The following is a 24,952-nucleotide window of genomic DNA, read 5'->3' on the forward strand; positions in this document are numbered from 1 at the left end:
GGTGACCGCGCAACTCGGCGCCCTGGTCGACCAGTTCGCCGGGACCGCGCTCAACTCGGCGGTGTGGAACCAGTCGTCCGCCGGGGCCGTTGGGATCGACGCCCCGGGCCGCGCCTACGTGACCGTCTCGGCCGCCTACCCGGCGCTCGGCTCGGGCCCGTGGGACGGCACCGGGCAGGCCGTCTACGCCAAGGTGACCCCCGCCCCGGCCGGGGCGGGGGGCGCCGGCGTGCAGACCCTGTTCAAGGTCCAGCTCGACGGCAACAACTCGGCGTACCTGGTGGTCAGGCCCGGGGTGTCGTTTCAGGCGTTCGTCTACAACGCCGGGACGGCGAGCGCGGTCAACCTGCCCGCCTACGACCCGACCGCGCACGCCTGGTGGCGCATCCGGGAGACCGGCGGTTCCTTCGTGTTCGAGGCGGGGCCGGACGGCGCCGCCTGGTCGACGCTGGCCACGCTCGCCCACACCTGGCCCGTGACCGCCGTCTCGTTCTTCTACATCGCCGGGACGTTCGACGGCACGCTCGGCGGCGCCGCCTACCTTGAACACCTGAACACCCCGCTCGGCGCCGCCGGGACGCTGCCGGCGTGGCCGCGGATCAGCTTCGGCGTGGCGTTCAACGTCGGCGGCACCCAGTCCGGCACCCCGTACTGGACCGACCTCACCGCCCGACTGCGCGACAGCTGGACCGCCACCCAGGCCGGGCGGCAGTACGAACTCGACGCCGTGCAGTCCGGGACGGCGACGGTTACCCTCGACACCACCGACGGCGCGCTCGACCCGACCAACCCGGCCGGCCCGTACTACGGGATGATCCGGCCGTTCCGCCGGGCCCGGCTCGCCGCCACGTGGCCGCCGTCGCGCAACTGGCTACCGCAGGGGCTGGCGAACGGCACCTCGACCGCCGACACCCAGCTGACCGGCGGCAGCCGCACCGTCGCCACGGCCGCCCCCGCGCCCACCGGGCACACCCGGGCCGTCGCCTGGTCCTACCCGGTCTTCTCGGGCTCGGTCTCCTGCGGCCTCGGCGCGACCACGGCCGCGTTCACCTCCTGCGACCAGGACGCCGTGCCCGTCCTCGGCCAGCCCGGCCAGGCACCCGGCCAGCAGTGGACGTTCAGCGTCTACGCCTCGATCGCCACCGGGGGCCCGGCGGGGCTGCAACTGAGCGGGCGAATCAGCTGGTACCGGCAGGACGGCACCCGTATCACACCGAGCGACAGTGCCCCGGTGACGCTGCCCACCGCCCCGGGCTGGACCCGGATCACGGTGACCGCCGCCGCCCCGGCCGGCGCCGTCTGGGCCCGGGTCTCCCTGATCTCCCCGGCCACCACCGTGACCACCGTCGCGGGCACCGTCTACCTGACCGGCTGGCAGTTCGAGCAGTCCGCCACCGTCAGCCCGTGGACCGACCCGGGCGGCACCTTCGCGCTGTGGGGCGGCTACGTCGAGCGGTGGCGCCAGCGGTGGCCCAAGGGAGTGGCCTACGGCACCGTCGAGGTCGGGTGTGTCGACGCGCTCGCCGGAATCGCCCGCCTGACCCTGCAACCGAGCTTGCAGCAGACCCTCGCCGCGCTCGGCCCCAGCATGATGTACGCCTTCAACGAGCCGGCCGGCGCAACCCAGTTCGCCGACGCGACCGGCCGCCGCACCGCGCGGCTGCCGCTGGCTGCACCCTCCGGCGCGGGAAGCGCCACCATCACCAGCGGAACCACGGTGCAGGGCGCCGGATCGGTCGGCAACGCCGGCCCGGTGGTCACCATCACCAACCCCAACCCCGGGCAGATCGTCAGCCAAGCCGGGATGTACATCGGCCCGCCGCCGAGCGGACCGTTCGGGCCGCCCGCCACCGGCGGGTGGACGAGGATCATCTGCTTCCGCACCACGGTCACGCCGTCCAACCGGATGGCACTGTGGACGAGCTTCGCCCCCGGTGCGGCCGGCGGCACCGGCTCGAAGGCGTACATCGAGCTGTTCATCGACAGCTCGGGCCACTTCAACGCCGCCCTGTCCAACGCCGACGGCAGCGCGACCAGCTCGTTCGGGGTGTCCGACGTGTTCTGTCCCAACGGGGCATGGCACATCGGGATCGTCCAACTCAGCAGCGACGGCAAGACGTTCACCGTCGCGTGCGACAACTTCGGCTACCAGGACAGCACCACGGGCGATTTCCATCCGACCGGCTGCACCACCGAGTCGATCGGCGGCCTGGTCATCGGTTCCGCCTCGTACCTGCTGTACTCCGGCGACCTGGCATACGCGGTCGAGATCCCGTACGAGATCAACAACGACAGGGCATTCGACATCGGAGTCGGGTTCTCGCTCGGCTGGTCGGGCGACACCTCGACCCAGCGCGCGCAGCGGATCCTCACCATGGCCGGGTACCCCGGTCAGCTCGCCTCCCTCGACGGGGTCGAGGTGATGGGCCCGGCGAACCTGGCCGGGCAGAACGCGGGCGCCGCGTTGCAGGTGGTCGCCGATTCCGAGGCCGGGCAGGTGTACGCGGACCCGTCCGGCGTCGTCACGCTGGCCGGCCGCCGGTGGCGCTACCTGCAAGCCACCCCCGCGGTCGTCTTCGGCGACGGCCCCGGGGAAGTGCCGTACCTGGGCGACGTGTCGGTCGACCTCGACCCGGATCACGTCTACAACACGGTGCAGGTCACCAACCAGGTGGGCGCCGGGGCCGAGCAGCCGCCGGACACCTTCGCCTCGAACAGCGTCTCCGCCGGGGAGTACTTCCCGTCGAGCCTGGCCCGCACGATCAACGTGCAGGACCAGGGCGAGCCGCTGTACGCCGCCCAGTACCTGGCCGGGCAGTACGCCGAGCCGCAGCCGCGCGTGTCCCGCGTGACGGTCGACCCCAGCAGCAACCCCGGGCTGTGGCCGGCGCTGCTGGGCCTTAGCTTCGGCACCCGGGCCAGGCTTAACCGGCGGCCCAACGCCTCGCCGAACGCGATCCAACTCGACACCTACGTCGAGCAGTTGGAGTGGAAGGGCGACGACCAGGGGCAGCTGCAGCTCTCGTTGCAGCAGTCCGCCGCCGCCCCGTACTCGGGGTGGCTGATCGCCGCCGCGCTGCACACCACCCTCGCCGCCCCGGCCACGGCCGGCGCGTCCACCGTCACGCTGGCCGCGCTCACCGGCTCGGCCGCCAACTCGGCCGCCTCCGTGCTGCCGGGCGGCACCGTGCTGACCGTCGGGTACGGCACCGCCGGGGCCGAGACGGTGACCGTCGCCCCGGGCGGCGTGGCCACCACCACCCCTGGCTACACCAGCGTCGCCGTCACCCTGACCGCGCCGCTGGCCCGCAGCCACGTCGCGGGCGAAGCCGTCTGCCAGCCCCTGCCCGCCGGCGTAACGCTGCCCGGCACGGCCGCCTACCCGGCGAGCCTCGACCCGGCCGCCACCCTCACCGCCACCGGCGGACCCCGGGCCGCCTACTGAGAGGAGGACCGCCCTTGACCGGCCTCCCGGTCACCACCCCCTACAGCTGGAGCGTCGCCGACACGTTCACCGCGAGCATCGGCAACGGCATCCGCGACCAGCTGACTTTCCTGCAAAAGCCGCCGAACTTCGTCGGCTACCAGGGCGTCACCCAGAGCCTGGGCAACCAAGTGTGGACCCCGCTCGGCCTCGACCAGGCCCCGACCGACCCGTACGGCGGCCACTCCACCACCACCAACACCAGCCGCTACGTCTGTCAGAGCGGGGTGGGCGGCTGGTACACCGTCTGCGGCGTCTACACCCCCAACGGCAACTCCACCGGGTTCCGGGCCGTCCGGATCCAGGTCAACGGCGCGCCCGTGCCCGGCCTCGGGGCTTATCTGCCGTCCATGGGCGCCGAGTTGGGGGTCGTCACCCCCACCAAGGACGTGTTCCTCAACCCGGGCGACTACGTCGAGGTGTGCGGCTGGCAGTCCAGCGGCGGCAGCCTCGGTACCGCCATCGACCCCGACATGCGCACCGGTCTCTGGCTGAGGTACTCCCATGCCTGACGAACTCAACTTCACACCCACCTGCGCCAGTTGCTCACTCCCGCCGGTGGTCCAGTGGCGGCGCCGCTCCGCCGACGACCCGACCCACACGGTCACCGTGCTGGCCTGCGCAACCCACGGCATCACCCGCGACCTGGCCGCGCACGTCCACGCCGCCGACTGCACCGCGCCCGACCCGGCGCACCTGCCCGGCTGCGGCTGCACGGTCGAGCCGCTCGACCCCGAGCCGGCGTTCGCCGTCGCCGCGCCGGTCGCCCTGCCGCCGGGCTGGTGACCGCACCGCACCCCGCACCGCCCCGCCCCCGTGCCACTCCGGCCCGGGGGCTTTCCCATGCCCGGAGACCCCTTGACCAGCCACTACCCGACCGCATGAGCCGGCTGACCGCCCTCGACGACAAGCTCGCCGCCGCCGTCACCCGCGCGTTCGGCAGCATGCCCGCCGCCTACCTGCTCGCCCTCTACAGCCTGCTCCCCCTCGCCCTGCCCGGCGCACAGACCGCCCTCCTGTATTGGTCCAACTGCGTGCAGCTGATCGCACTGCCGCTGCTGATGGTCGGTCAGAACGTGCTCGGCCGCGCCGCGGAACAGCGCGCCGCCGAGACCCACGACGCCGTACTCGCCGAACTCGCGCTGCTGCGCGCCCTGGTGGCTGCGCCCGCCGACCAGCCGCCGGCGCAGGCACCCACCGACCCCACCACCCCGAAGGGATCCGCCATGCCCGACCGACCCGTCGACCCCCACCTCGACCAGGCGGCCCAGGCCGCCGCCCTCACCGAGACCCACAACGGCCCCACCGAGCCCGACGAGCAGCAGCTGCTCGCCGCCCAGTTCGGCGCCCCCAACTCCGCCGGCGTCTACGGCGCCCCGACCCCCGAGGGGAACCCCGCATGAGCCTCGACACCATGGTCGCCGCCGCCGAGCGCACCCTCGGCCTGACCGGCCGCCCGAACTACATCACCACCGACTACGCGTCCCGCGACGGCGCCGAGTTCGCCGCCGCCCCCTGGTGCGACGAGGGCGTGACCTACTGGGCCCGCGCCAGCGGCGAGTACGACGCCGTGTGCTTCGGCACCGACTACGCGTACACCGTCGCCCACGCCGCCCGCTTCGACCAGGCCGGCCAGTGGCACCCCGGCACCGACGGCATCACCCGCGGTGACGTGGTGTTCTTCGACTGGGCGGGCGGCGACGAGATCGCCGGTATCGACCACGTCGGGCTCGTCACCGGCACCTCGGGCGGCTACGTCTACACCGTCGAGGCCAACACCGCCGACTCCGTGGCCCGCCGGGTGCGCACCGCCGGCGTGATCGTCGGATACGGCCGTCCCGCCTACACCGACGCCTCGCCCGCCCCGGCCGCACCGGCCGCACCGGCGGCCCCGGCCTGGCCCGGCCGCGTCCTGGTCAACACCAGCCCCATGATCCACGGCGACGACGTGCGCACCTGGCAGCAGCAGATGCGCAACCGCGGCTGGAACCTCTCGGTCGACGGCTGGTACGGCCCCGCGAGCGCCGCCGTAGCCCGCGCCTTCCAGACCGAGAAGGGGCTGACCCCCGACGCCGAGGTCGGCCCGATCACCTGGGCCGCCGCATGGACCTCCCCCATCACCTGACCCGAAAGGACAACCCGACCCGTGACCGACTCCACCCGCCGCACCCTCCGCACCGCCGTGCAGACCCTGCTCGGCCTGCTCACCGCCCTGCCCCTGCTCGTCTCCACCGCCGGCCTGCCCGCCACCCTGCCCGGCCTCGGCGTCGCCCTCGCGGTCGCCACCGCCGTGACCCGGGTCATGGCCCTGCCCGTCGTCGAGAACCTGCTGCCCACCTGGCTGCGCACCCCGACCGCGGCCCCGGCCGCGCCGACCACCCCGGAGGTCACCACCGAGTGAGCCCCGCGACGACCGACGGGCAGCTCGACACCCTCGCGCTCTGGTGCGGCGCCCTCGTCGCCGTCACCAGCGCCGCCGGCCTGCTCTGGCGCATCACCCGCGCCCTTCACCACCTGGTGCGCCGAGTCGAGGACGCCGTCACCGACTGGGCAGGCACCGAGGAGCACCCCGGCGTCATGACCCGACTCGACCGGATCGAGCACCGCATCGGCGCGATCGAGTACCAGCTGCACCCCAACAGCGGCACCTCGCTGCGCGACGCCGTCGACCGCGTCGACCAGCGCACCGCCCGCCACCTCGACCCCCCGTAGACAGCACCGCGCCCCCGTACCGGCTTCGTGCCGGTACGGGGGCGCTTCTGTCGTTTGCCGTCAGGCGGCGGCGAGGTCGCGCACCCGATCGTTGAAGTCGGCGACGAGCGGGTGCGCACCGAAGGGCACCATGCGCCGCTGTACGTCCTGCACGGCTTCTAGGCTGCGACTCGAACTCACCTGTCCGGACAGCCGGATAGCTCGGAGACCGGCAGCGTGTGCCGCTTCTAGGTCCCGCCGCTGGAGGTGCGACACAGCGAGTGCAGCTTGCGACATGGCGCCACGTCGGGCACGCCCCTGTGCACGGGCGAAGTCGATCGACCGTTGTGCGTGCTCAGTTGCCGCATCTGGCTGGTCGAGGTCCCGGAAGGCGTTGGCGTACTCGCCATGAAGATAGGCGCCGTCGATGAACTTCGCCCACTCGGGTTCAGTGTCTGGGCGGACACGCTCGAAGGCTTTTTCCGACTGCGCCACGGCGTGTGCTGCTGCCGCGCTGTCCCCAAGGGCCGCGAGGGCTCGGGCTTCAAGGGCCCAGAGGTCGGCGAGGCATGCGGCCGAGTCCGCGTTGACGAGGCCGAGACGGCCAGATTGGGCAAGGCGACGCCCCTCGGAGGGGTCACCTTGCAAGGTGGCCTGATCGGCCATCCCGGCGAGAACGTGCGCCCCCAACGCGGGGTCGTTGGACTCCTGCGCGAGGCGGAGCGCTTGGATCAAGTACCGCTGTGCTGTGCCGTGTTCGCCGTCGTCGTAGGCCATCCACCCCAGGAGGTAGGTCTGTTCAGCCGCCGCTGCGCAGAGTGCCTGGCGAACATCTTCCCCGTGCGTTCGACGGAGCAGCGGGTACACATGTTCGTTCATGTACTCGGTGAGCAGTTCACGACCCCCTGCTCCACCGCCCCGCATCACATCCATGTTCTGGAACTTGGCGAACATGTTCCGCACACTGGTCACGTCTTCCAGGCGGACCCGCGGGCCCGGCGCCGGCGCCTGATCAAGGGTCTGCAACAGCCAGTCGCGTGACGGGCCGGTGCCAGCTACGGCGATGAACGGCAGAGCCGCCAGCAGGTTCCTGCGGTCCTTGTCCACATCCACTCTCCCCAACTCCGTGACCGACTCGACCGTCTCTCCGAACGATGCGGCGTAGACCAGGGATCGGTCAAGGTCCGGCAGGCCCCCGAGGCCGAGGTCGAAGGTCGTCACCCGGTAGCCGAACCGCTCGGAAAATACGTCCGCAAGGATGCGCGGCACGGGCTCGCGGGGCTGCTCCCCTTCGAGCCAACGCCGCACCCTGGTGGTGTTGGGGTTGATGTGACGGTGCCCGTAGCGCAACGCCTGTACGTGTACTTGTCGGGCTAACTCGCCCTTGCTCATGCCGGACCGCGCGAGGTAGTCCGCAAGCCTCTCGTTTGGCTGCGCCACAGCGCGGCCTCCCTCCGGTCGTGGGTCGAATTCGACACGGTTCGACACCCCTTCGCAGGCTACCGGTCAGTGACGCCCTGGCGTTGGCTGATTGCAACACGTTCACTGCGGCGAGCGACGAAGGAGTGAATCCGTGTCTGACTCTTTGCTGTCCCGCCTCACCGGGGAGCAACACAGACAGGTCGAGGCGAATCAGCGGAAAGCCCGCTCGGCCCTTGAAGAGTTCCGTAGCGCGACCGAGGCCGCCGGTTGCCCGCTGCCCTCGCTGGCGGTCGACAGCCCCTCGGTCGTGACGGGCCTGGTGCTGGTCCTGTTGGGCGGTGCGCTTCCGGATGTGATCACGCGGCTGGCGAAGGTCATCCGAGCTGGTGTTGCCGCCCTCGCCGCAGAGGAGGGGGCCGCCCAGGCGGCCGAGGACGGGCCCGCCGGCTCGGTCTCGCTGATGTGGACCCCCTACGACGGGCAGTTGGTACTCGACTGCGAGCGCGACCAGGTGGGCGTGTTCCAGCGTGCGGAGGGTGCCCGGTTCGTCCTCGCCCCGGTGGTTGTCGGGAGCGGGTGTGACTGGCTGGCCGATCCGCTCAAGGTCCGTGCCGCGGACGCGAACGACAGGGTCCGGGCCGAGGCGTCGGTGTTGAACGCGAACAGCAAGAAGAGGGTTGGCTGATGAACGAGATCAGCGTGACGGGAACCCCGAAGCTCATCCTTCCTGGCTCGCCGGGGATCAAGGTCCCGGCGCACTCCGACTGCGGAGCGACGGCCCGCGCCAGGGTCGACGACCGGGTGACGCGCTTCGGTGACTGGACTTACCGGGAGGACCCCGCGCCCGGGGACGAGCCGGCGGTCTACGTCATGGTGTGCAAGGGGACGGCCGCCGACGGTACCCCCTGTGGGCTGGAGTCGGGGCCGCTCCGCACCGCCGAGGAGGCACGCGAGTGGACCCGCAAGCACACGCAGTTCAGCGACGCGCGACACCGTAAGTACCGGCTGATCGCTGACGTGCCGTTCGAGATGGTCCCCAAGGTCGAGCCGCTGTGAGAGTGCTTCGGATTCGCGCGGCGATGGTCCTCGGCGTTGTCCTGGTCGCGGTCACCCTCGCAATGGTGGCCGCCCTCGCGCTCGACCCGTCCCTGTTCTGGTGGGTCCTGGTGCTGGTGCTCTTCATCGGTGTTCCAGTCGGTGCGGACCTGGCGAAGGTGGCCGAGCGGCGTACCCGGATGCGGATCAAGGTCCGTCACGTGTGCGACCCGGGCTCGTGACCGTCGCCGAGGCGGTCCCGGTTCTCTCCGAGATTCGGTCTGCGCTGCTCCCGGCGCCACCGAACGAGGACGACGGGAACGGGTGGACGCTCGGGGACTGCTGGCTCTACTGCGGGCGCACCTCGGTCCGCGTGCTCTGGCTCGGCACCGTCACAGCCGCCGGAGGAATCCACGCAGCACTGCACGCCTGCGCCGAGTGCATCGCTCGACTCCACGGCAAAGCGGTCACTGCGACGGTCGAGCGCGACGCCCCGGCGACCGACACGGGCCGCCGGGCCCGGCACGCGCGTCCCAAGGTGCCCCGCCCGCTCTGGACCACATGGCTCCGCCTCCCGAGCGCCGACCCGACCCCATGACTCCCGACGCTGCCTGCGCCGCGCCGGGCTGCACAACCCCCGCCCCGGTGACGTGACTTGTGGACCACGGACGACCGGGGCGGGGCTTCTCCGGATATCTCTCACGAGGGGGCAACTGCCTTGGCACACAGCGATATTGACCCGGCTGCGATCCCGGCCCGCCGTATCGGCGGCCTGGCGCTGCTGACCTACGGCGACACGGTCGGCATGGTGCTGCCGAACTACAAGCTCGACCAGGGCGAGAACCGGTGGCAGCTCCCCGGCGGGGGCGCACGCCGCAACGAGAGTGCCGCCACGGCCGCCGAGCGCGAGTTGCAGGAGGAAACCGGCCTGGTGCGCCGGCTGACGCACCTCCTCCTGTCCCCGGACTGGATCGAGGAGAACGAGGAGACCCAGGCGCCCGAGGGGTACAACTTCGTCTTCGACGGTGGCGAGTTGACCGTCGCCGAGGCGGAAGCCGTCGCCGTTCCCGAGGCCGCGCGCCGGGAGCTGATCGAATTCGCCTGGGTGCGGATCCCCAACTTGAGCAGGTACTGCAAGCCGTACCAGGAACGGCGCATCCGGCTCGCCCTCACCCACCGCCGGGCCGGGCTCCGGATGCCGTTCACGGCCCACGGCGTGCCGCTCGGGTAGGCACCCCTAGACCGCCCGCTCTGGTCACGCGAAGCACGCAACGCCACCAACCCCCGGCGTGCGGCGTGCCGTGCCTCCCCCGGCCGTGACCAGGGCGGGCCCTGCAACCCCCGTTCCGGCGGGCGGGAAGGGTCAACACCCCGCCGGAACGGGTCCTCACCACAACAGAAGAGACGAGGGATCATGAGCGCAACCACGCACACCCCCCGTACTGCCGGAGCGAACAGCCCCCTCCGGAGCACTGCCGCCGTCCGGGCGCTGCTGGAGGGGCCGGCCATCACCCCGGCCGACCTGTCCATGGTGCTGCTGGTCACCGAGGACGACCAGGCGAGCCGGCCCATGCCGACGGTGACCGTCGCCGGAATCCCGGCCGTCGTCCGTGACTGCGCCCGGCTCGGCATCCGAAGCGTCAAGATCTTCGCCGAGTCGACGCAGCGCGACGACACCGGCAGCGTCTCGCTCGCGCCGGATTCGCTCATGGCCCGCGCGGTGCACGCGGCGAAGGATGCCGAGCCCGACATCGCGGTCATGACGGAGACCTGCCTGTGCAGCTACACCACGGGCGGGCTCTGCTACCTCACCGGGCCAGGCGGACGGCCGGACCTGTCGGCCACCATCGAGGTGACAGCACGGCAGGCCGTCGCCCACGCCGAGGCGGGCGCGGACATCATCGGCCCGGCGTCCATGGTCCTCGGCACCACCCGGGGGGCCCGCGACGCACTCGACCAGGCCGGCTACGACGCGCGATCCGTCATGCCCCACGTGATCTACCACAGCACGCTCTACGACGGGTTCCGCCTCACCATGGGCGCCACCCCGAACGCCGGCGCCGATCGGGCGTTCCAGATCAACCCCGGCAACGGCGACCAGTTCCTCGACTCCGCGCTGCGCCTGGTCACCGACGGCGCCGACATGCTGTTACTGGAGCCCGCGCTGTTCACCGCGGACATGCTCCGCGACCTCAAGGCCCGAACCCTGGTCCCACTGTTCCCGTTCTCCGTCTCGGGCGAGTACACGACGCTCGCCCCGGTCGACCCGGCCACCGGCAACAGGGACATTCGGACGCTGACCGAGCTGTGCACCACCCTGCGCCGGGCGGGCGCCGCCGCCACCGTCACGTACGGCGCGGTGGAGATCGCCCGGCGGCTCAACAGCTAGACCACGGCGGCGGGCCGGATCCCGTCGAGGATGGACCGCGCGCCCTGGTCGACCAACTCGGCGGCCAGGGCGCTGCCCAGCTTCTCCGGCTCGCTCGCAGGACCCGTCAGGCTGCCGCTGACCCGCTTCTGTCCGTCGAGGGACGTGACCTGAGCGAAGAGGGAGAGCCGGCCATCCGGCAGCGTCTCGGCGTAGGCGCCAACCGGCACACTGCACCCGCCGTGCAGCTCGGCGAGCAGGGCCCGCTCGGCGCGCACCTCGGCGTCAACGGCAGCGTTACCGACGGTCGACAGCACGTCCCGGATCGGCTGGTTGTCCTCACGGACCTGCACCCCCAACGCACCCTGCCCGGGGCTCGGCGGGAACTGGTCGAGCGGCAGCAACTCCCCGATGGCCGATTCGAGTCCGAGCCGGCGAAGCCCTGCGGCAGCCAATACCACCGCGTCGAGGCCCATGGTTTCGATCTTCTTGAGCCGTGGCGGAACGTTCCCCCGGATCGGCACCACCTCAAGATCCGGGCGCACCGCGAGGAGCTGAGCAATCCGGCGAGGGGCGCCGGTACCCACCCGCGCGCCCTTCCGCAGCCCGGCGAGCGTCGACCCGCACAGCGCGTCCCGCACGTCCTCGCGGCCCGGCGGCGGAAGCAACATCAACCCGTCCGGGTTGGCCGTCGGAAGATCCTTGAGAGAGTGGATCACCACGTCAACATCACCGCGAACGAGGGCCGCCTCCTGCTCGGTGCTGAACGCGGACCCGCCGCTGACCGCGCTCACGCTCGACAACAGCGACCGACGGTCCTTGTCGCCGCCTTCGAGGATCACCCGGTGGGAGAACGTCGTATCCGGGAAGCGCTCGCGCAGCGGGGCTAGGTACTCGCGGACCTGCGCTTTCGCCAGGTTGCTTGCGCGCGAGCCGACCAGGAACGTAGGCACGGGGACCAACTCCTAGAACTGACAACGAGTCAGCTCAATGGTAGGCCCCGCAACACCATCGAACTCCGGTAGGGCCGGGTCTACCGCTCGCTCGGATCCGTCACGTACGAGCCCATGCCGAACTCGGTCCTGACCAGCTTCTTGCCGCGCAGCTCGGTGAACACCTTCGCTGCCGTCACTTTGGCGACCGAGAACTCGTCCTCGATCATCCGGCTCGTGATGAGGCAGCCGGGCGTGTAGCCGTCGACCCCTTGGTCGATTCGCTCGGTGATCTTGGCGGCGATCTGCGGCCACTTCGGGCGGGTGGGGTCGAGGTCGGTCACGAGTCAACCGTATCCGGCTACATGGCGCCACGCCTGGCTACTGCCAGCGATAGGGAGCTATGGACAGGTGTAGGGAGGTCCGTTATTTTCAAGGAAAACAGAAACCCCCGGAAGCCGATTAGGGCCGGCCGCCGGGGGTCACACCGCCGAATGCTTATAGGGAGCACTCGACATGTCGGACCTTACCTTTTGGCTGTGGTTCACCACAGCCGCGGGCGCCATCACAGCGGCAACGATCTTCGCGCTGTGGCTCACTGCCGAACCGACCGGCCGCCACCGGGCAGGCACCCCCGTACCCGCCGCCGTGCGCCATGTTCCCGCGCCAGCGAACCACCGCCAGGAGCCGGTACGGCCCCCGGTGACCGCGCCCAAGCCGATCCCGGCACCCACCACCTTGCCCACCATGGAGCGCACCCCGCCCGCCGGCCCGACGCGACAGCAGATCAACACTGCGGCGGTCGAGCGGGAGCTGCGCGTCAGGTGGACTCCCGCCGCGCCCTCGGGCGAGGGCGTCGTTCCGCTCTGGTACGCCCACCGCGAGGCGGAGCAGCAAGCGCGAAGGTGGCAGGCACTCCACGCCGCCGAGGCGAACCACCCCGACACCGGGTACACCTACAAGGAAGCGCACCACCTCGCCGGGGCGGCGGCCTGATGACCCTCGCCGCCACCAGGAAGCCCACATGCGGCGCCCCGCGACCCGGGCAATACGCCGGCGCCCCCTGCGGACGTAACCCATTCCACCCGGATGACCACGAGAACGCCCTCGGCGAGACGTGGCCCCGCCTGGCCCCGGTGCGCTGCGCCCGGTGTGGCGGGCCAGCCCCCACACCGGTCCCGATCGGCCACCAGGAAGCCCCCAGCGGCCCCGGTCACACCCGTTGGGCCTGCTCGGCGGACTGTCCCGAGTAGACACTGCTTCGAACATCTGACAGCCCCGCTCGGCACTCGCCGGCGGGGCCTTTGTCTGAACGGTTCCGGCCAAAGTAGCCGCCTACCGGGCGGCCATCGCGTATCGTTCGGTCTAAGCAAGAGTCACCTTCCTGGCCCTCTACCTGACCACCGTCCGGGGCTACTCGGCCTCGTACGCCGGCCTGGTGGTCTCCCTCTTCGGCCTCGGTTCGGCCGCCGCCTCGCTCGGCGCCGGCGTGCTCACCGACCGGGTCGGCCGGCGGCCCACCCTGCTCTGCGCCCAGCTGGCCACCGCCGTCTTCACCGCGCTGCTCGGCCTGGTCCACGACCCGACCGCGATCGCTGCGGTCTCCTTCCTGTTCGGCCTGGCCAGCAACTCCTCCCGGCCCGCGATCGCGGCGATCATCGCCGACGTGGTGCCGGCCGAGGACCGGGTGCGGGCCTACGCTCTCAACTACTGGGCCATCAACATCGGCTTCGGCGTCTCGGCCGCCGTGGCCGGCCTGATCGCGCTCCACGGCTACCTGCCGCTCTTCCTGCTCGACGCGCTCAGCACGCTGCTCTGCGCGGTGGTGGTCTTCGTCAAGATCCCCGAGACCCGCCCGGAGGCCCCGTCGGCCGGCTCGGCCGGCTCGACCGGTGCTGCGAGCGCCGACGGCTCCGGCTCCGGCTCTGCGGCGGAGCCCGAGATCGGGCTGGGCCGGGTCTTCCGGGACACCCCGTTCATGGGGCTGGTCGCGCTCAACCTGGTGCTCGCGCTGGTGGCCAAGCAGTGCGACAGCACGCTGGCCGTGGACATGGGCCAGGCGGGCCTCTCCGCCGACCAGTTCGGCCTGGTGGCCAGCCTGAACGGGCTGCTGATCGTGCTGCTCCAGCTGCCGGTCACCCGGCTGATCGAGCACCGCAACCGGACCGGCGTACTGGTGGTCGCCGCGCTGCTCACCGGCTGGGGCTACGGCCTGACCGCCTTCGCGGGCAGCTCGATGGCCTTCTTCGCGCTCACCGTGGTGATCTGGACGATCGGCGAGATCGTCTACACCCCGAAGGTCATCTCACTGGTCGCCGAGCTCTCCCCCACCCACGCCCGGGGCCGCTACCAGGGCGTCTTCTCGCTCTCCTGGTCACTCGCCGCCTTCGCCGGCCCGGCGGCCGGCGGCTACCTGCTCGAACACTCGGGGAACGCCGTGTGGGCGGCCTGCGCAGTGTGCGGCACGGCCGCCGCAGCCGGGTTCGTCCTGCTGGGGCGCCGGGCGGCTCCGGACACCACCGCCGATGCCGCGGTGGCGGCAGCGGCGGCGGCAGCGGCAGCGGCAGCGGCAGCGGCCGAGGAGCCGGTGAAGGCTTAGGGCTTCGTCGCTTCGGCCTGGCCGGGCTCGGTCGTGTCGGCCTCGCCGGGCTTGGGGCCGGCCAGGTGGGCGAAGGCCTCCAGGTTGCGGGTGGACTCGCCGCGCTTGGTGCGCCACTCCCACTCGCGGCGGATGGCGGTGGCGAAGCCGAGTTCGAGCAGGGTGTTGAACGGCTCGTCGGCGTTCTCCAGGACGGTGCCGAGCAGCCGGTCCACCGCCTCCGAGGTCAGCGCCTCCAGCGGCAGCCGCCCGGCCAGGTAGACGTCACCCAGCGAGTCGATCGCGTACGCGACGCCGAACAGCTTGGTGTTCCGCTCCAGCAGCCAGCGGTACACCCCTTCGTGGTTCTCGTCCGGCCGCCGGATCACGAAGGCGTTCACCGAGAGCGTGTGGTCCCCGACCCGCAGCGCACAGGTGGTCGAGAGCTTCCGCGTCCCCGGCAGCGTCGCCACCACCGTGTACGGATCCGTCACGGCCGGCTCCCAGGCCGCCCCGGCCTCGTCCAGCGCCGCCCGCAGCAGCCCGAGGGCTTCGTCCTTCGTCCCAGTCACCATGCCTAGAAGCTATACCGGGGGCGGCACCACCGGGGGCGCGGGGAACGGCGCGGTCCGCCCTGCACTCTGACGCAGTCTTACGCGCATGCCCACTTGCACCATCCGTTGACGGCGCAACTGGCTACCTCCTCGAGATGGCACGTCCGCTTCTTCCGGCCGCGCGCAGTTCCCCGCGCCCCCATGAGATGCCCGTGTCAGGCCGGACGGCGCAAGCTGCGGTGCATGGCCCCCGCGTACACCTCGGCCGTCGCCGCCGCCGCCGTGTCCCAACCGAAGGCCGCCGCGTGCCGCGCCGCGGCGGCACCGCGCTGCTCGACCAGCGCCTGGTCGGTCGCGTACGGGAGCAGCGCCCGGGCCCAGTCCGCCGGGTCGTGGCCGTGCACCAGGGTGCCGGTCTCGCCGTCCCGGACGGCGACCGGGAGGCCGCCGACGGCTGCGGCGACCACGGGGGTGCCGCAGGCCTGGGCCTCCAGGGCGACCAGGCCGAAGGACTCGCTGTACGAGGGCATCACCAGGGCCGTCGCCGCGCGGTACCACTCGGCGAGCTCGCGCTGGCCGACCGGCGGGTGGAAGCGGACCACGTCGGAGAGGCCCAGCTGGGCGGAGAGCTTGTGCAGGCTCTCGGGCTTGGCCAGCCCGGTGCCCGAGGGGCCGCCGACCACCGGGACGACCAGCCGCTCGCGCAGCTCGGGGCGGCGCTCCAGCAGGACGGCCACCGCCTTGAGCAGCACGTCGGGGGCCTTGAGCGGCTGTATTCGCCCGGCGAAGAGCAGCACCGCCGCGTCCTGCGGCAGGCCCAGCCGGGCCCGGGCCGCCCCGCGGTCGGCGGGGCGGAACACGTCGAGGTTGACCCCGGGGTGGACCACGGCCAGCTGGTCGGGGCGGGCCGCGTAGTAGTGGGAGAGCTCGCCGGCCTCCTCGGCCGTGTTGGCGATCAGGCGGTCGGCGGCCTCGACCACCTGGGTCTCGCCGATCACCCGGGCCGCGGGCTCGGGGGTGTCGCCGGCGGCCAGCGCGGCGTTCTTGACCTTGGCCATGGTGTGCATGGTGTGCACCAGCGGCACGCCCCAGCGCTCGGCGGCCAGCCAGCCGACCTGGCCGGAGAGCCAGTAGTGCGAGTGCACCAGGTCGTAGTGGCCCGGGCGGTGACCGGCCTCGGTGCGCAGCACGCCGTGGGTGAAGGCGCAGAGCTGGGCCGGCAGGTCCTCCTTGAGCAGACCCTCGTACGGACCGGCCGTGACGTGCCGGACCAGCACCCCGGGGGCGAGCTCGACCAGCGGGGCGTCGTCCGAGCTGACCGCCCGGGTGAAGACCTCGACCTCGATGTCGAGCGCGGCCAGCCGCTTGGCCAGCTCGACGATGTAGACGTTCATCCCGCCGGCGTCGCCAGTGCCCGGCTGGTGCAGCGGGGAGGTGTGCACGCTCAGCATCGCGATCCGGCGCGGCCGACGGGCCGCCCGGCTGCCGACCAGCGCCTGCAGCCGCCCACGACCGGTGGACAGACTGCCGGACAAGCTGCCGGACAGGCCGGTCGAGAGCGGATTCTGGGCACGGCGGATCGACCGTGCGGGGTGCTGCGTCACCTGGCTGAAGCCTCCTCTTGCTCCCCGGGTGCGGGCTGCTCGCCACGCTCTTGCTGGGCCGTGCCGTCTTGCTGTCGTGCCGTCGTGCCGTGGTCGTGCCGGGCCGTTCTCCCGCTTGCTCTTCGTCCGTGTCCTGCTGCGTCCTGCCAGTGGTACGGGTGGTGCCAGGCCAGCCTGGAGGGGCTGGTGGGACTCGGCGATGCCAGTGCCGCTCCGCGCGGCCGCCCCGCCGCCGATCGCACATGCGGAAGCCCGCCCGGGCGGGCGCCCACCCGGTGGCATTCGTCCAGTGTGCCAACCATCCGGACGGCACCTGCTATTCCCGCCTCGCCGAAGGAGATCATCCGGGCCCCGGCGGGGGCGCGAGCCCGCCGGGCGCCGGGGCTCGGGCCCGCCGGGCTCCGGGGCGCTTGCTCGCCAGGCGCCGAGCCCCGGGCGGGGCGCCGCGTAGGCTGCTGGGCATGGCCGCCTCGTTCGACTCCGCTCCCAGCCGTGGGCGCTCCGCCCGCCCGGTCGGGACGGTGACCCGGGGCACCACCAACACCAACCGGCTGCGTCGGATGGACCGCTGGATCGCCCATGCCCTGGGCCCGGCGCTGCGCTCGGCCGCCGCGCCGCCCACCGCCGTGGACCTCGGCTACGGCGCCGCGCCCTGGACTGCCGTCGAGCTGGCCGGCCGACTCCGGGCCGTCCGGCCGGACACCCGGGTGGTCGGGATCGAGATCGAGCCGGCCCGGGTGGCGGCGGCGCTGCCGTACGCCGACCCGCCGCTGCTGACCTTCCGGCGCGGCGGCTTCGAGGTGCCGCTGGACGGCGGCACCGCGCCGCTGCTGATCCGGGCCGCGAACGTGCTGCGGCAGTACGAGGAGTCAGCCGTGACGGCGGTCTGGGAGCGGCTCTGCGCACGGCTCGCGCCGGGCGGTCTCCTGGTCGAGGGCACCTGCGACGAGATCGGCCGCCGGCACGTCTGGGTCGCACTCGGCCCCGAGGGCCCCCGCACGGTCACCTTCGCCGCCCGCCTCGGCGGCCTCGCCCAGCCCTCCGACCTGGCCGAACGGCTGCCCAAGGCGCTGATCCACCACAACGTGCCGGGGCGTCCGGTGCACGCCTTCCTCACCGAGTTCGACCGGGCCTGGGCCGCCGCCGCGCCGTACGGGGCGTTCGGCGCCCGTCAGCGCTGGGCGGCGGCCTGCACGGCCCTGGCCGGGAGCTGGCCACTGGTCGACGCCCGGGGCCGGTGGCGGCAGGGCGAGGTCACCGTGCCGTGGAGCGCACTGGCCCCCTGACCGGCCCGCCTCGCCCCACCCTTCTCCCTACCGTTCGCCCCGCCGTTCGCCCTGTCATGGGGCCTCCCGGGTCGGCCCGCGCAGATTCACTCGAACGAGCTATCGAATTTCTCTGGCGTGTTGACGGTCGATCACGCCACCATGGACTCGGCCGCACGAGCCCGCCGCGCGCCTCCTCCCGCACCGCCGGTGAGGCGTCGTCAGCTCCTCTGCCCCAGCTCGCGCTCCACCTGCTCGAACGTCTCGTACGTCGCCTCACCGAACAGCACGAACCTGACCTCTTCCAGCTCACCCCGCGCGTCCGCCAGCGCCTCGGCCACCGCCGTGAGGGCGATCCGCGCCGCGTCCTCCACCGGCCAGCCGTAGATCCCGGCCGAGATCGCCGGGAAGGCCATCGAGCGCGCCCCCAGCTCCACCGACACCCGCAGCGACTCCCGATAGCAGGAGGCCAACAGCCCAGCCCGCTCCTCGTACTCCTCCGCCCGGTAGACCGGCCCCACGGTGTGCACCACCCAGCGGGCCGGCAGCCGGCCCGCCGTGGTGGCCACGGCCCGGCCGGTCGGCAGCCCCTTGCCGTAGTGCCCGGCGCGCAGCGCTCGGCAGTCCGCCAGGATTTCGGGGCCGCCCTTGCGGTGGATCGCCCCGTCCACCCCGCCGCCACCCAGCAGCGAGCTGTTGGCGGCGTTCACCACCACGTCCACTTCCTGCTGGGTGATGTCACCCTCGACCAACGTGATCTGCGTCACCGCTCCGACCTCTCCTCCGCCACCGTCCCCGGCCGCTCCACAGCGGGCCGGTCACCCCATCCGTCCGCCGTCCCGACAGCGTGGCACTTACCACATCACCGGCGTCGGCCTGAGAATTCATCGGAGATCACGTTATGGTCGCGAGGAACTCCCAGACATACGGTGCCAGGCGGGCACTCCGGGCCGACGCCAACCGTTGCCCAGTCTGGAATAGGGAGGAACAACCCATGCCCGCTACGGGTGACGGGCGGGCCCCGGGCTCCGCGCACCGGACGGGCACCCAGGCCGCCGTGCTGACGGGTACGGCCGCCGGTGCCGACCGTCCGGCGGAGCGTGCCGCCGAGCGGGGCGCCGAGCGAGGCGCCGACCGCCCGCTCAAGCACACCTCTCCCGAGCGCACGGACCACTCCCCGGCCCATCCGGGCGCGCACTCCAGCTCCCCCGCCGCACACCCGGGCCTGCACCCGAGCGCCCAGGCGGCCCTGCACAACGGCCCGCACGCCGGCGTCCTGCCCGGCCCGGCCGGCCACCCGCCGGCCCACCCCGGTGCCCACGCGGCCGCCCTGCCCGGCCCCGCCGCGCACCCCGGCGTGCTGAGCACCAGTCACACCACGGCCCACACCACCAGCCACACCACCGGCCACCAGGCCGGCCACACCGCCGAGCGCGGCTACCTCACCGACCACGCCCCCATCGGCCCGGCCCGCCAGCGCACCGAGCAGCTCCCGGCCCAGTCGACCGGCCGTGCCCCGGCCACCGCGCTCCCGATCTCCCCCGCCCGCGCCCCGGGCAAGACCGGGGGTCCCGCCGCCGGCCGAGTCAGCGCCCCGGGCAAGACCAGTGGAAGCCCGGCCTCGCCCCCGCTCTCCGGCTGCGCCGAAGACCGCTGCGACCCGGCCCCGGCCCGGGGTGCCACGGCGGCCACCGGCCCGGGCGGCCGCCCGGCCGAGGCGGACGGCAGGCCCATACCGCGTCCGCGGGTCACCGCCCCGGCGCACTCCGCCCTCGCGCCGGACGCCGTGTTCCGCCTGCTCGTCATCGAGGACGACGCCTCCGACGCCGCCCTGATCGAGCAGTTGGTCACCGACAGCGGCGCCGCGATCGAGTTGCACTGGGCACGTGGCATCGAGCAGGCCGCGCTCCGGCTCACCCCGCTGCCGACGGCCGTCCGGCGCGGCCGCCCGCGCGGCGCCGACTTCAACTGCGTGCTGCTCGACCTCGCGGCCCCGGCCGACCTGCCGCACCCCTCGGACGGTTCGAACGGGCTGGAGGGGCTGCACGAGCTGCTCCGCCGGGCCCCGCAGACCGCCGTCGTGGTGCTCACCGACGCCGCCGGGTCCGAGCTCGGCGCCGCCGCCGTGGCGGCCGGCGCCCAGGACTTCCTGGTCAAGCACGAGACGGACGGCCCGCTGCTGGCCCGCGCCCTGCGGTACGCCGTCGAGCGCAAGCGGGCCGACGAGTCCCAGCGCCGCCTGGTCGAGGCCGAGCTGCGCGGGCAGGAGAACGCGCGGCTCCAGCGCCACCTGCTCCCCACCCCGCTGCTCGACGGCGCCAATCTGGCCTTCACCCGCCGGTACCGCCCCGGCCGCCGCCGGGCCCTGCTGGGCGGCGACTTCTACGATGCCGTCCGCACCCCCGACGGCGCCGTCCACGTGGTCATCGGCGACGTCTGCGGCCACGGCCCGGACGAGGCCGCGCTCGGCGTCGCGCTGCGGATAGCGTGGCGCACCCTGGTCTTCGCCGGGCTGACCGGCGAGAAGCTGCTGACCACCCTCCAGCACGTCCTCGAGCACGAGCGCCGCAGCGACGAGATCTTCGCGACGCTCTGCATGCTCGTGCTGCACCCCTGCCCCTCCGCCGAGGCCGCAGCCGCAGCAGCAGCCGCAGCCGGAGAGATGGCCACCGACGAGATGGCGGCCGGCGAGATGGCAGGCGGCGCCACCGCACCGGGTGGGCAGCGGCTGGAGCGCGCCGAGCTGTACCTGGCCGGGCACCCGGCCCCGCTGCTGCTCTCCCCCGGCGAGCGGCCCACCCTGCTCCCCGCCGAGCAGGCCGGGCCCGCGCTCGGGCTGCTCTCCTGCGACGACGGGCTGGCCGTCTGGCCGGCCCAGCAGCTGGAGCTCCAGCCCGGGTGGAGCCTGCTGCTCTACACCGACGGCCTGGTCGAGGGCCGGGTCGGCGCCGGCTCCCGCCGGCTGGGCCAGGACGGCCTGGTCGAGCTGATCGGTGACCACCAGGCCGCCGGGCTCACCCGGGGCCGCCTGGTCGACAGTGCCATCGCCGAGGTGGAGGAGCTCAACGGCGGCGCCCTCACCGACGACGTGGCCGTCCTCCTCCTGGAGCGGAACCCGATCCCGCTGATCATGGGCTGACCACCTGGGCCGAGCATCGCGGCACCGAAGACGGGAGGGCCCGGAGCAATCGCTCCGGGCCCTCCCGTCTTCGGTCGGTCCACCGACCCGCGGCTCTACCAAGGGCCGTACGGGCCCATGTTGCGCTTGTCGCCACCGCTGCCCCGGCCGGTCACCTGCCGGACGGCGGGGCGGACGTCCACCACGTAGACGATCGAGGCCACCAGGCCGATCAGCGTGAGCGGCCCGAAGACGCTGGCGCCGAGCAGCAGGTCCAGCCCGAGGGCGAGGCCGAGGATGATCAGCCAGAACTGCTTGGTCTTCTTGTCCACCGCCCGGAAGGCGTCCTCCCGGCGCGTCAACGCGTCCGCGAAGGCGAACAGCTTGAACCCGACCATCGCCGTGGCCAGCCACCAGAACGGGTTCAGCAAGTCGACGCTCAAGATCGTCAGCACTGTGGTCTCCTCACCTCGGCTCCGGCCACTCCGCCGCCATCGTGGCACGACAGCCCGCCACCACAGGGGACAACGTACCGGCCGGGGCCGGTGTGCCCGGCCTGTTCGGTTCCGTGCCGCCCGGCCTCGAACGGCTGGGCGGGGTGCTCACCCGGCGGCTTACTTCTCCGCCACGGGCTTCCGGGCGCGGGGCGCGCGCTTGACCGGGGTCGGCTGCTCGGCGGCGGGGGCCTCCTCGACGATCTCCACGTCCACGACCTCGATCTCGACGGCCTCCTCGGCCACGGCCGCCGGCTGCTCCGCCTTCGCGGGCTTCTCGCCGTCCACCACGGCCTTGCCGCGCACAGCCAGCTCGTCGTAGACCTCCATCGCCTTGACGGCCAGCTCGGCCGCCCGGCCGACCTGCTGGAGGGCGAAGGTCTGCGCCTTCTCCTGGAGCGACTTGAGGTCGGTCGGCAGCGTGGTGACCGACTCGGTCACCTTCGCCTGCGCCTCGACCAGACGGGTCTGCGCCTCCTGGAAGCGGGCGGTGGCCTTCTCCTGCGCGGCCTTGCGGTCCATGGCCAGCGCCTCGACCTTGCCGGGCACCTCGCGGAGCTTCTCGTAGGCGAGGTCGCCCGCGCCCGCCAGGGCGTACAGCGGGGTCGGGTCGCTGAGGGTCTTCTTGATCTCGTCGGTGATCGGCATGACCGGTCCTCCCTATCCGCCGACAGCACCGCTCTGGCCTGCCGGATCCCCGTGCCCGCCGAGGCGGCGGCGCACGTTCTCACTCATCGCACTTGCTCGTCGAACTCGCTTGCCGAACCTGCTTGCCGAACCTGCTGGTCGAGGTCCGGGCCCTCAGGCGCCGGCCTCGGCCCCGGGGGCCGGCTTCGCCGGCTCCGCCGGTGCGGGCGCCGCCTTGTTCTCCTTCAGGAAGGCGTCGTACACCGCCAGCAGTGCCTGCTTCTGCTGCCCGTCGATCAGGGGGTCGGCCAGGATCGCGGCCCGCAGTTCGAGCCCCTCACCCTGCCGCTCCTCGAGGATCCCGGCCTGCACGTACAGCGTCTCGGCCGAGATCCGCAGCGCCTTGGCGATCTGCTGGAGGATCTCCGCACTCGGCTTGCGCAGCCCGCGCTCGATCTGGCTCAGGTACGGATTGGACACCCCGGCGGCCTCGGCCAGCTGGCGCAGCGAATACTGCGCGTTCCGCCGCTGCTCCCGGATGTACTCGCCCAACGACCCGACGTTCAGTGAAGCCATGCCGTCAGTCTGCCCCGCCCTGCTTGCAATTGCAAGCACAGTGTTAGCGGACAGCTCACCCGACGGTGAGTCTGCACGGTGGACGGCCAACCCGGGCCGGCGCGTCGCCCGTCCTGCCGCCGTCAGTCGGTGGCCAGGAGGCGCTCCAGCCAGCTGTGGCGCGCCGCGACCGCGGCTCTGCTGATCCGCGCCTCGGGGACGTCCAGGTCGAAGGCGTGGATGCCACCTGCCCACACGTGCAGCTCGGCGCTGCCGCCGGCCTGCCAGATCCGGCTCGCGTAGGCGATGACCTCATCGCGCAGGCACTCGGCGGAGCCGACATCGAGGAACGCGGGCGGCAATCCGGTCAGGTCGGTGGCGCGGGCGGGCGCAGCGTACTGCGGCACGTCCGATGCGCCCTGCAGGTCGCCGAGGAGCGAGTTCCAGCCGAACCCGTTGTAGCCGCGGTCCCAGAACTCGAACCCGTCCATCTGGAGGGCCGAGGCGCTGTCGTTGCGGTCGTCGAGCATGGGGCACATCAGCAGCTGGCCGAGCAGGCTGGGGCCGCCCTTGTCGCGCACGGTCAGGGCGAGCGCGGCGCTGAGGCCGGCGCCGGCACTGAGGCCCGTGACGACGATGCGTTCCGGGTCGATGCCGAGCTCGTCCGCGTGATCGGCGGCCCACAGCAGACCGGCGTAGGCGTCATCGATCTGGGCCGGGTACGGGTGCTCGGGCGCGAGCCGGTAGCCGACCGAGATCAGGGTGGCCCCGAACCGCTCGGCCATCCCGAGCGGTTGATCCAGCCCGCTGTGGTGGTCGTTGCAGAAGAAGCCGCCGCCGTGCAGGAAGTAGAGCACCGGCCGAGATGCGGGCGCGTCCTTGGGCGTGCATACCAGCAGCGGGATCTCGGGGGCGCCGTCCAGGCCGGGCACCGAGAGTCGGGAGACGGTGAAGCGGCCGCCCTGGCTGAGGTCCTCGATCGCCGCCACGGCGGCAGCGCCCTCTGCGCGGATGCCCGGCAGCATCTCGAGGCTCATCGGCGCCGAGTCCTGCTGCTCCGCCCGGTAGGCGTCGAAAGCGATCTGGAGTTCGCCGTCAAGCGGAACGGGCACAGCGGGTACGGACTTCCCCGGTTCAAGATTCACGCGCGCACGCTAACTTCCCCGTCTCCTTCGAGCCAGTCGATTTTCGGCGCCCCGCCGATCCGGCTGGCCACAAAGGCCGGCCGTCTACGGTGCACAGTCACGCCGGCCCCGGGTGGACCGGGGCCGGGGAGGAATCCTGGAGACTGATGGAGTGTCGAACGCGGCACGGACGGGGCTGGGCACGGGGGGCCGACTCATCGCGGGTCAATGGAGACGGCGGGTCGTAGCGGTCGCGCTGGCGGGGGCGGCCGTGCTCGCCGTCGGTGGGTGCTCGCGTGGGGGTGGCACGGGCGGGACGGGCGGGACGGGGGTCTGACCTCGCACCCACCCGCACTCGACTCCGGCCCTGCGCCGCCCTGCCCGGCGCGAGAACCTCCCCGAGCTCGGCCCCGGCGGCTTCCGGGAGTTGGAGGTCAGGGACGGGAAGGTGCTGATGGCCCGGGCCCAGGGCTGCCAGGGCGCCGACTGGGTGCAGGTCTCGGTCGTCCCCGCCACGCAGGGCGACACCTCCAAGGCGTCCGGGGACTCGGTGGCGGCCGTGAAGGAGATCTACCGCCGGTTGGGGTGAGCCCCGGGGCAGCCGGGGCGGGTCAGTGGAGGTCGAGGACGCCGACGGTCTGGTCGCCGCTGAGTTCGCCGGTGGGGCGGAAGCCGAGGGCGAGGTAGAAGGCTTCCGGGCCGTCCGGGCCCGGGTGCCAGGTGGTGGTGAGGGTGGTGCCGCCCCGGCGGCGGATCTCGGTCGCGACGGCCTCGACCGCGAAGCGGCCGTAGCCCCGGGCCTGGGCGTCGGCGGCGATGTTGAGGCGCCAGAGGCCCGAGCGGAGGTCGCTGCCACTGCCGTCGCCCGCGAAGTCGATGTCGAGGAAGGCCATCAGGAAGCCCACCACGCGGTCGCCGTCGAGGATCAGCCGGGGCCAGGCCGTCTCCGGGTGCACGTAGGCCTCGGCGAGCGACTTCGCCACCGGGGCGACCAGGTGCTCCTGGTCGGGGCGGACGCGCAGGGCGAGCGCCGCGTCCAGGTTGTCCGGGGTGAGCGGTTCGAGGCGGAGCAGGCCGGGAGTGCTGGTGGTCATGGCAGCA

General features: G+C 72.8%; 28 protein-coding genes. 17 read left to right on the forward strand and 11 right to left on the reverse strand.

Going from position 1 to position 24,952, the window contains the following annotated elements; translation table 11 throughout:
- Position 1 precedes the first annotated feature (1 nt).
- From CFP65_RS16710 to CFP65_RS16740, 7 genes are all read left to right on the forward strand, one after another.
- Positions 2–3,445 (forward strand): hypothetical protein, encoded by a 3,444-nt coding sequence (locus CFP65_RS16710; protein WP_104816855.1) that lies wholly within the window; start codon positions 2–4, stop codon positions 3,443–3,445.
- Positions 3,446–3,459: 14 nt separating this feature from the next.
- A complete protein-coding gene (locus CFP65_RS16715; RefSeq protein ID WP_104816856.1) occupies positions 3,460–3,996 on the forward strand; it encodes a hypothetical protein in 537 nt (178 codons plus the stop codon).
- Positions 3,989–4,270, forward strand: coding sequence for a hypothetical protein (locus CFP65_RS16720; protein WP_104816857.1), 282 nt, complete (start codon positions 3,989–3,991; stop codon positions 4,268–4,270). The genes CFP65_RS16715 and CFP65_RS16720 overlap by 8 nt, the downstream gene beginning before the upstream one ends.
- A gap of 95 nt (positions 4,271–4,365) precedes the next feature.
- The gene (locus CFP65_RS16725) at positions 4,366–4,887 is read left to right on the forward strand and encodes a hypothetical protein (protein ID WP_104816858.1); all 522 of its coding nucleotides are present in this window, start codon (positions 4,366–4,368) and stop codon (positions 4,885–4,887) included.
- Positions 4,884–5,609, forward strand: coding sequence for a peptidoglycan-binding protein (locus CFP65_RS40200; RefSeq protein ID WP_217368165.1), 726 nt, complete (start codon positions 4,884–4,886; stop codon positions 5,607–5,609). The genes CFP65_RS16725 and CFP65_RS40200 overlap by 4 nt, the downstream gene beginning before the upstream one ends.
- 21 nt (positions 5,610–5,630) lie before the next feature.
- On the forward strand, positions 5,631–5,885 hold the full coding sequence (locus CFP65_RS16735) for a hypothetical protein (RefSeq protein WP_104816859.1): 255 nt from the start codon (positions 5,631–5,633) through the stop codon (positions 5,883–5,885).
- Positions 5,882–6,196: a hypothetical protein gene (locus CFP65_RS16740; protein WP_104816860.1), complete on the forward strand. Its 315-nt coding sequence runs from the start codon at positions 5,882–5,884 to the stop codon at positions 6,194–6,196. Before CFP65_RS16735 ends, CFP65_RS16740 begins: the two co-directional genes overlap by 4 nt.
- Positions 6,197–6,256: 60 nt before the next feature.
- Here CFP65_RS16740 and CFP65_RS16745 read toward each other — a convergent pair whose 3' ends face one another.
- On the reverse strand, positions 6,257–7,567 hold the full coding sequence (locus tag CFP65_RS16745; protein WP_371682536.1) for a transcriptional regulator: 1,311 nt from the start codon (positions 7,565–7,567) through the stop codon (positions 6,257–6,259).
- A 181-nt stretch (positions 7,568–7,748) separates the two neighbouring features.
- Between CFP65_RS16745 and CFP65_RS16750 the strand changes: the two genes are divergently transcribed.
- From CFP65_RS16750 to CFP65_RS16775, 5 genes are all read left to right on the forward strand, one after another.
- The gene (locus CFP65_RS16750; protein ID WP_104816862.1) at positions 7,749–8,282 is read left to right on the forward strand and encodes a hypothetical protein; all 534 of its coding nucleotides are present in this window, start codon (positions 7,749–7,751) and stop codon (positions 8,280–8,282) included.
- Positions 8,282–8,653, forward strand: coding sequence for a hypothetical protein (locus CFP65_RS16755; protein WP_104816863.1), 372 nt, complete (start codon positions 8,282–8,284; stop codon positions 8,651–8,653). Before CFP65_RS16750 ends, CFP65_RS16755 begins: the two co-directional genes overlap by 1 nt.
- A 23-nt stretch (positions 8,654–8,676) precedes the next feature.
- Positions 8,677–8,874: a hypothetical protein gene (locus tag CFP65_RS16760; protein WP_104816864.1), complete on the forward strand. Its 198-nt coding sequence runs from the start codon at positions 8,677–8,679 to the stop codon at positions 8,872–8,874.
- 476 nt (positions 8,875–9,350) lie between these two features.
- Positions 9,351–9,863 (forward strand): NUDIX domain-containing protein, encoded by a 513-nt coding sequence (locus CFP65_RS16770; protein ID WP_104816865.1) that lies wholly within the window; start codon positions 9,351–9,353, stop codon positions 9,861–9,863.
- Between the two features lie 183 nt (positions 9,864–10,046).
- Complete coding sequence (locus CFP65_RS16775; RefSeq protein ID WP_104816866.1) at positions 10,047–11,021, forward strand: hypothetical protein; 975 nt, start codon at positions 10,047–10,049, stop codon at positions 11,019–11,021.
- On the opposite strand, the gene hemC is transcribed toward CFP65_RS16775, so the two are convergent.
- Both hemC and CFP65_RS16785 read right to left on the reverse strand, forming a co-directional pair.
- Positions 11,018–11,953, reverse strand: a complete 936-nt coding sequence (gene hemC, locus CFP65_RS16780) for a hydroxymethylbilane synthase (RefSeq protein ID WP_104816867.1) — start codon at positions 11,951–11,953, stop codon at positions 11,018–11,020. The two genes, CFP65_RS16775 and hemC, sit on opposite strands and share 4 nt — an antisense overlap.
- An 80-nt stretch (positions 11,954–12,033) precedes the next feature.
- Entirely contained in the window at positions 12,034–12,276 is a 243-nt protein-coding gene (locus CFP65_RS16785; protein ID WP_104816868.1) for a GntR family transcriptional regulator, read from the reverse strand.
- Positions 12,277–12,679: 403 nt separating this feature from the next.
- Between CFP65_RS16785 and CFP65_RS38970 the strand changes: the two genes are divergently transcribed.
- Positions 12,680–12,928, forward strand: a complete 249-nt coding sequence (locus CFP65_RS38970; RefSeq protein WP_158702207.1) for a hypothetical protein — start codon at positions 12,680–12,682, stop codon at positions 12,926–12,928.
- A 388-nt stretch (positions 12,929–13,316) separates the two neighbouring features.
- Positions 13,317–14,531, forward strand: coding sequence for an MFS transporter (locus CFP65_RS16795; protein ID WP_104816870.1), 1,215 nt, complete (start codon positions 13,317–13,319; stop codon positions 14,529–14,531).
- Here the strand turns inward: CFP65_RS16795 and CFP65_RS16800 are convergent.
- On the reverse strand, positions 14,528–15,085 hold the full coding sequence (locus CFP65_RS16800) for a YbjN domain-containing protein (protein WP_104816871.1): 558 nt from the start codon (positions 15,083–15,085) through the stop codon (positions 14,528–14,530). The two genes, CFP65_RS16795 and CFP65_RS16800, sit on opposite strands and share 4 nt — an antisense overlap.
- 194 nt (positions 15,086–15,279) lie before the next feature.
- A complete protein-coding gene (gene mshA, locus CFP65_RS16805; RefSeq protein WP_254552983.1) occupies positions 15,280–16,587 on the reverse strand; it encodes a D-inositol-3-phosphate glycosyltransferase in 1,308 nt (435 codons plus the stop codon).
- A gap of 542 nt (positions 16,588–17,129) precedes the next feature.
- On the opposite strand from mshA, the gene CFP65_RS16810 reads away from it, so the two are divergent.
- Positions 17,130–17,954, forward strand: coding sequence for an SAM-dependent methyltransferase (locus CFP65_RS16810; protein ID WP_104816872.1), 825 nt, complete (start codon positions 17,130–17,132; stop codon positions 17,952–17,954).
- Between the two features lie 200 nt (positions 17,955–18,154).
- Here CFP65_RS16810 and CFP65_RS16815 read toward each other — a convergent pair whose 3' ends face one another.
- Positions 18,155–18,700 carry an O-acetyl-ADP-ribose deacetylase gene (locus tag CFP65_RS16815; RefSeq protein ID WP_104816873.1) on the reverse strand — a complete coding sequence of 182 codons (546 nt, stop codon included), beginning with the start codon at positions 18,698–18,700 and terminating at the stop codon, positions 18,155–18,157.
- A gap of 227 nt (positions 18,701–18,927) precedes the next feature.
- On the opposite strand from CFP65_RS16815, the gene CFP65_RS42510 reads away from it, so the two are divergent.
- A complete protein-coding gene (locus tag CFP65_RS42510; protein ID WP_371682425.1) occupies positions 18,928–21,072 on the forward strand; it encodes a SpoIIE family protein phosphatase in 2,145 nt (714 codons plus the stop codon).
- Positions 21,073–21,167: 95 nt separating this feature from the next.
- On the opposite strand, the gene CFP65_RS16825 is transcribed toward CFP65_RS42510, so the two are convergent.
- The 4 genes from CFP65_RS16825 to CFP65_RS16840 all read right to left on the reverse strand — a co-directional run bounded on the left by CFP65_RS16825 (position 21,168) and on the right by CFP65_RS16840 (position 23,872).
- Complete coding sequence (locus CFP65_RS16825; protein ID WP_371682537.1) at positions 21,168–21,497, reverse strand: DUF2516 family protein; 330 nt, start codon at positions 21,495–21,497, stop codon at positions 21,168–21,170.
- Positions 21,498–21,665: 168 nt separating this feature from the next.
- The gene (locus CFP65_RS16830; RefSeq protein ID WP_104816874.1) at positions 21,666–22,193 is read right to left on the reverse strand and encodes a hypothetical protein; all 528 of its coding nucleotides are present in this window, start codon (positions 22,191–22,193) and stop codon (positions 21,666–21,668) included.
- 153 nt (positions 22,194–22,346) lie between these two features.
- Positions 22,347–22,748 (reverse strand): helix-turn-helix domain-containing protein, encoded by a 402-nt coding sequence (locus CFP65_RS16835; protein ID WP_104816875.1) that lies wholly within the window; start codon positions 22,746–22,748, stop codon positions 22,347–22,349.
- A gap of 122 nt (positions 22,749–22,870) precedes the next feature.
- Positions 22,871–23,872, reverse strand: coding sequence for an alpha/beta hydrolase (locus CFP65_RS16840; RefSeq protein ID WP_254552425.1), 1,002 nt, complete (start codon positions 23,870–23,872; stop codon positions 22,871–22,873).
- Between the two features lie 406 nt (positions 23,873–24,278).
- On the opposite strand from CFP65_RS16840, the gene CFP65_RS38975 reads away from it, so the two are divergent.
- Complete coding sequence (locus CFP65_RS38975) at positions 24,279–24,440, forward strand: hypothetical protein (RefSeq protein WP_158702208.1); 162 nt, start codon at positions 24,279–24,281, stop codon at positions 24,438–24,440.
- Between the two features lie 22 nt (positions 24,441–24,462).
- On the opposite strand, the gene CFP65_RS16845 is transcribed toward CFP65_RS38975, so the two are convergent.
- Positions 24,463–24,945, reverse strand: coding sequence for a GNAT family N-acetyltransferase (locus tag CFP65_RS16845; protein ID WP_104816876.1), 483 nt, complete (start codon positions 24,943–24,945; stop codon positions 24,463–24,465).
- Positions 24,946–24,952 lie beyond the last annotated feature (7 nt).

Source organism: Kitasatospora sp. MMS16-BH015 (assembly GCF_002943525.1).
Lineage (GTDB): Bacteria > Actinomycetota > Actinomycetes > Streptomycetales > Streptomycetaceae > Kitasatospora.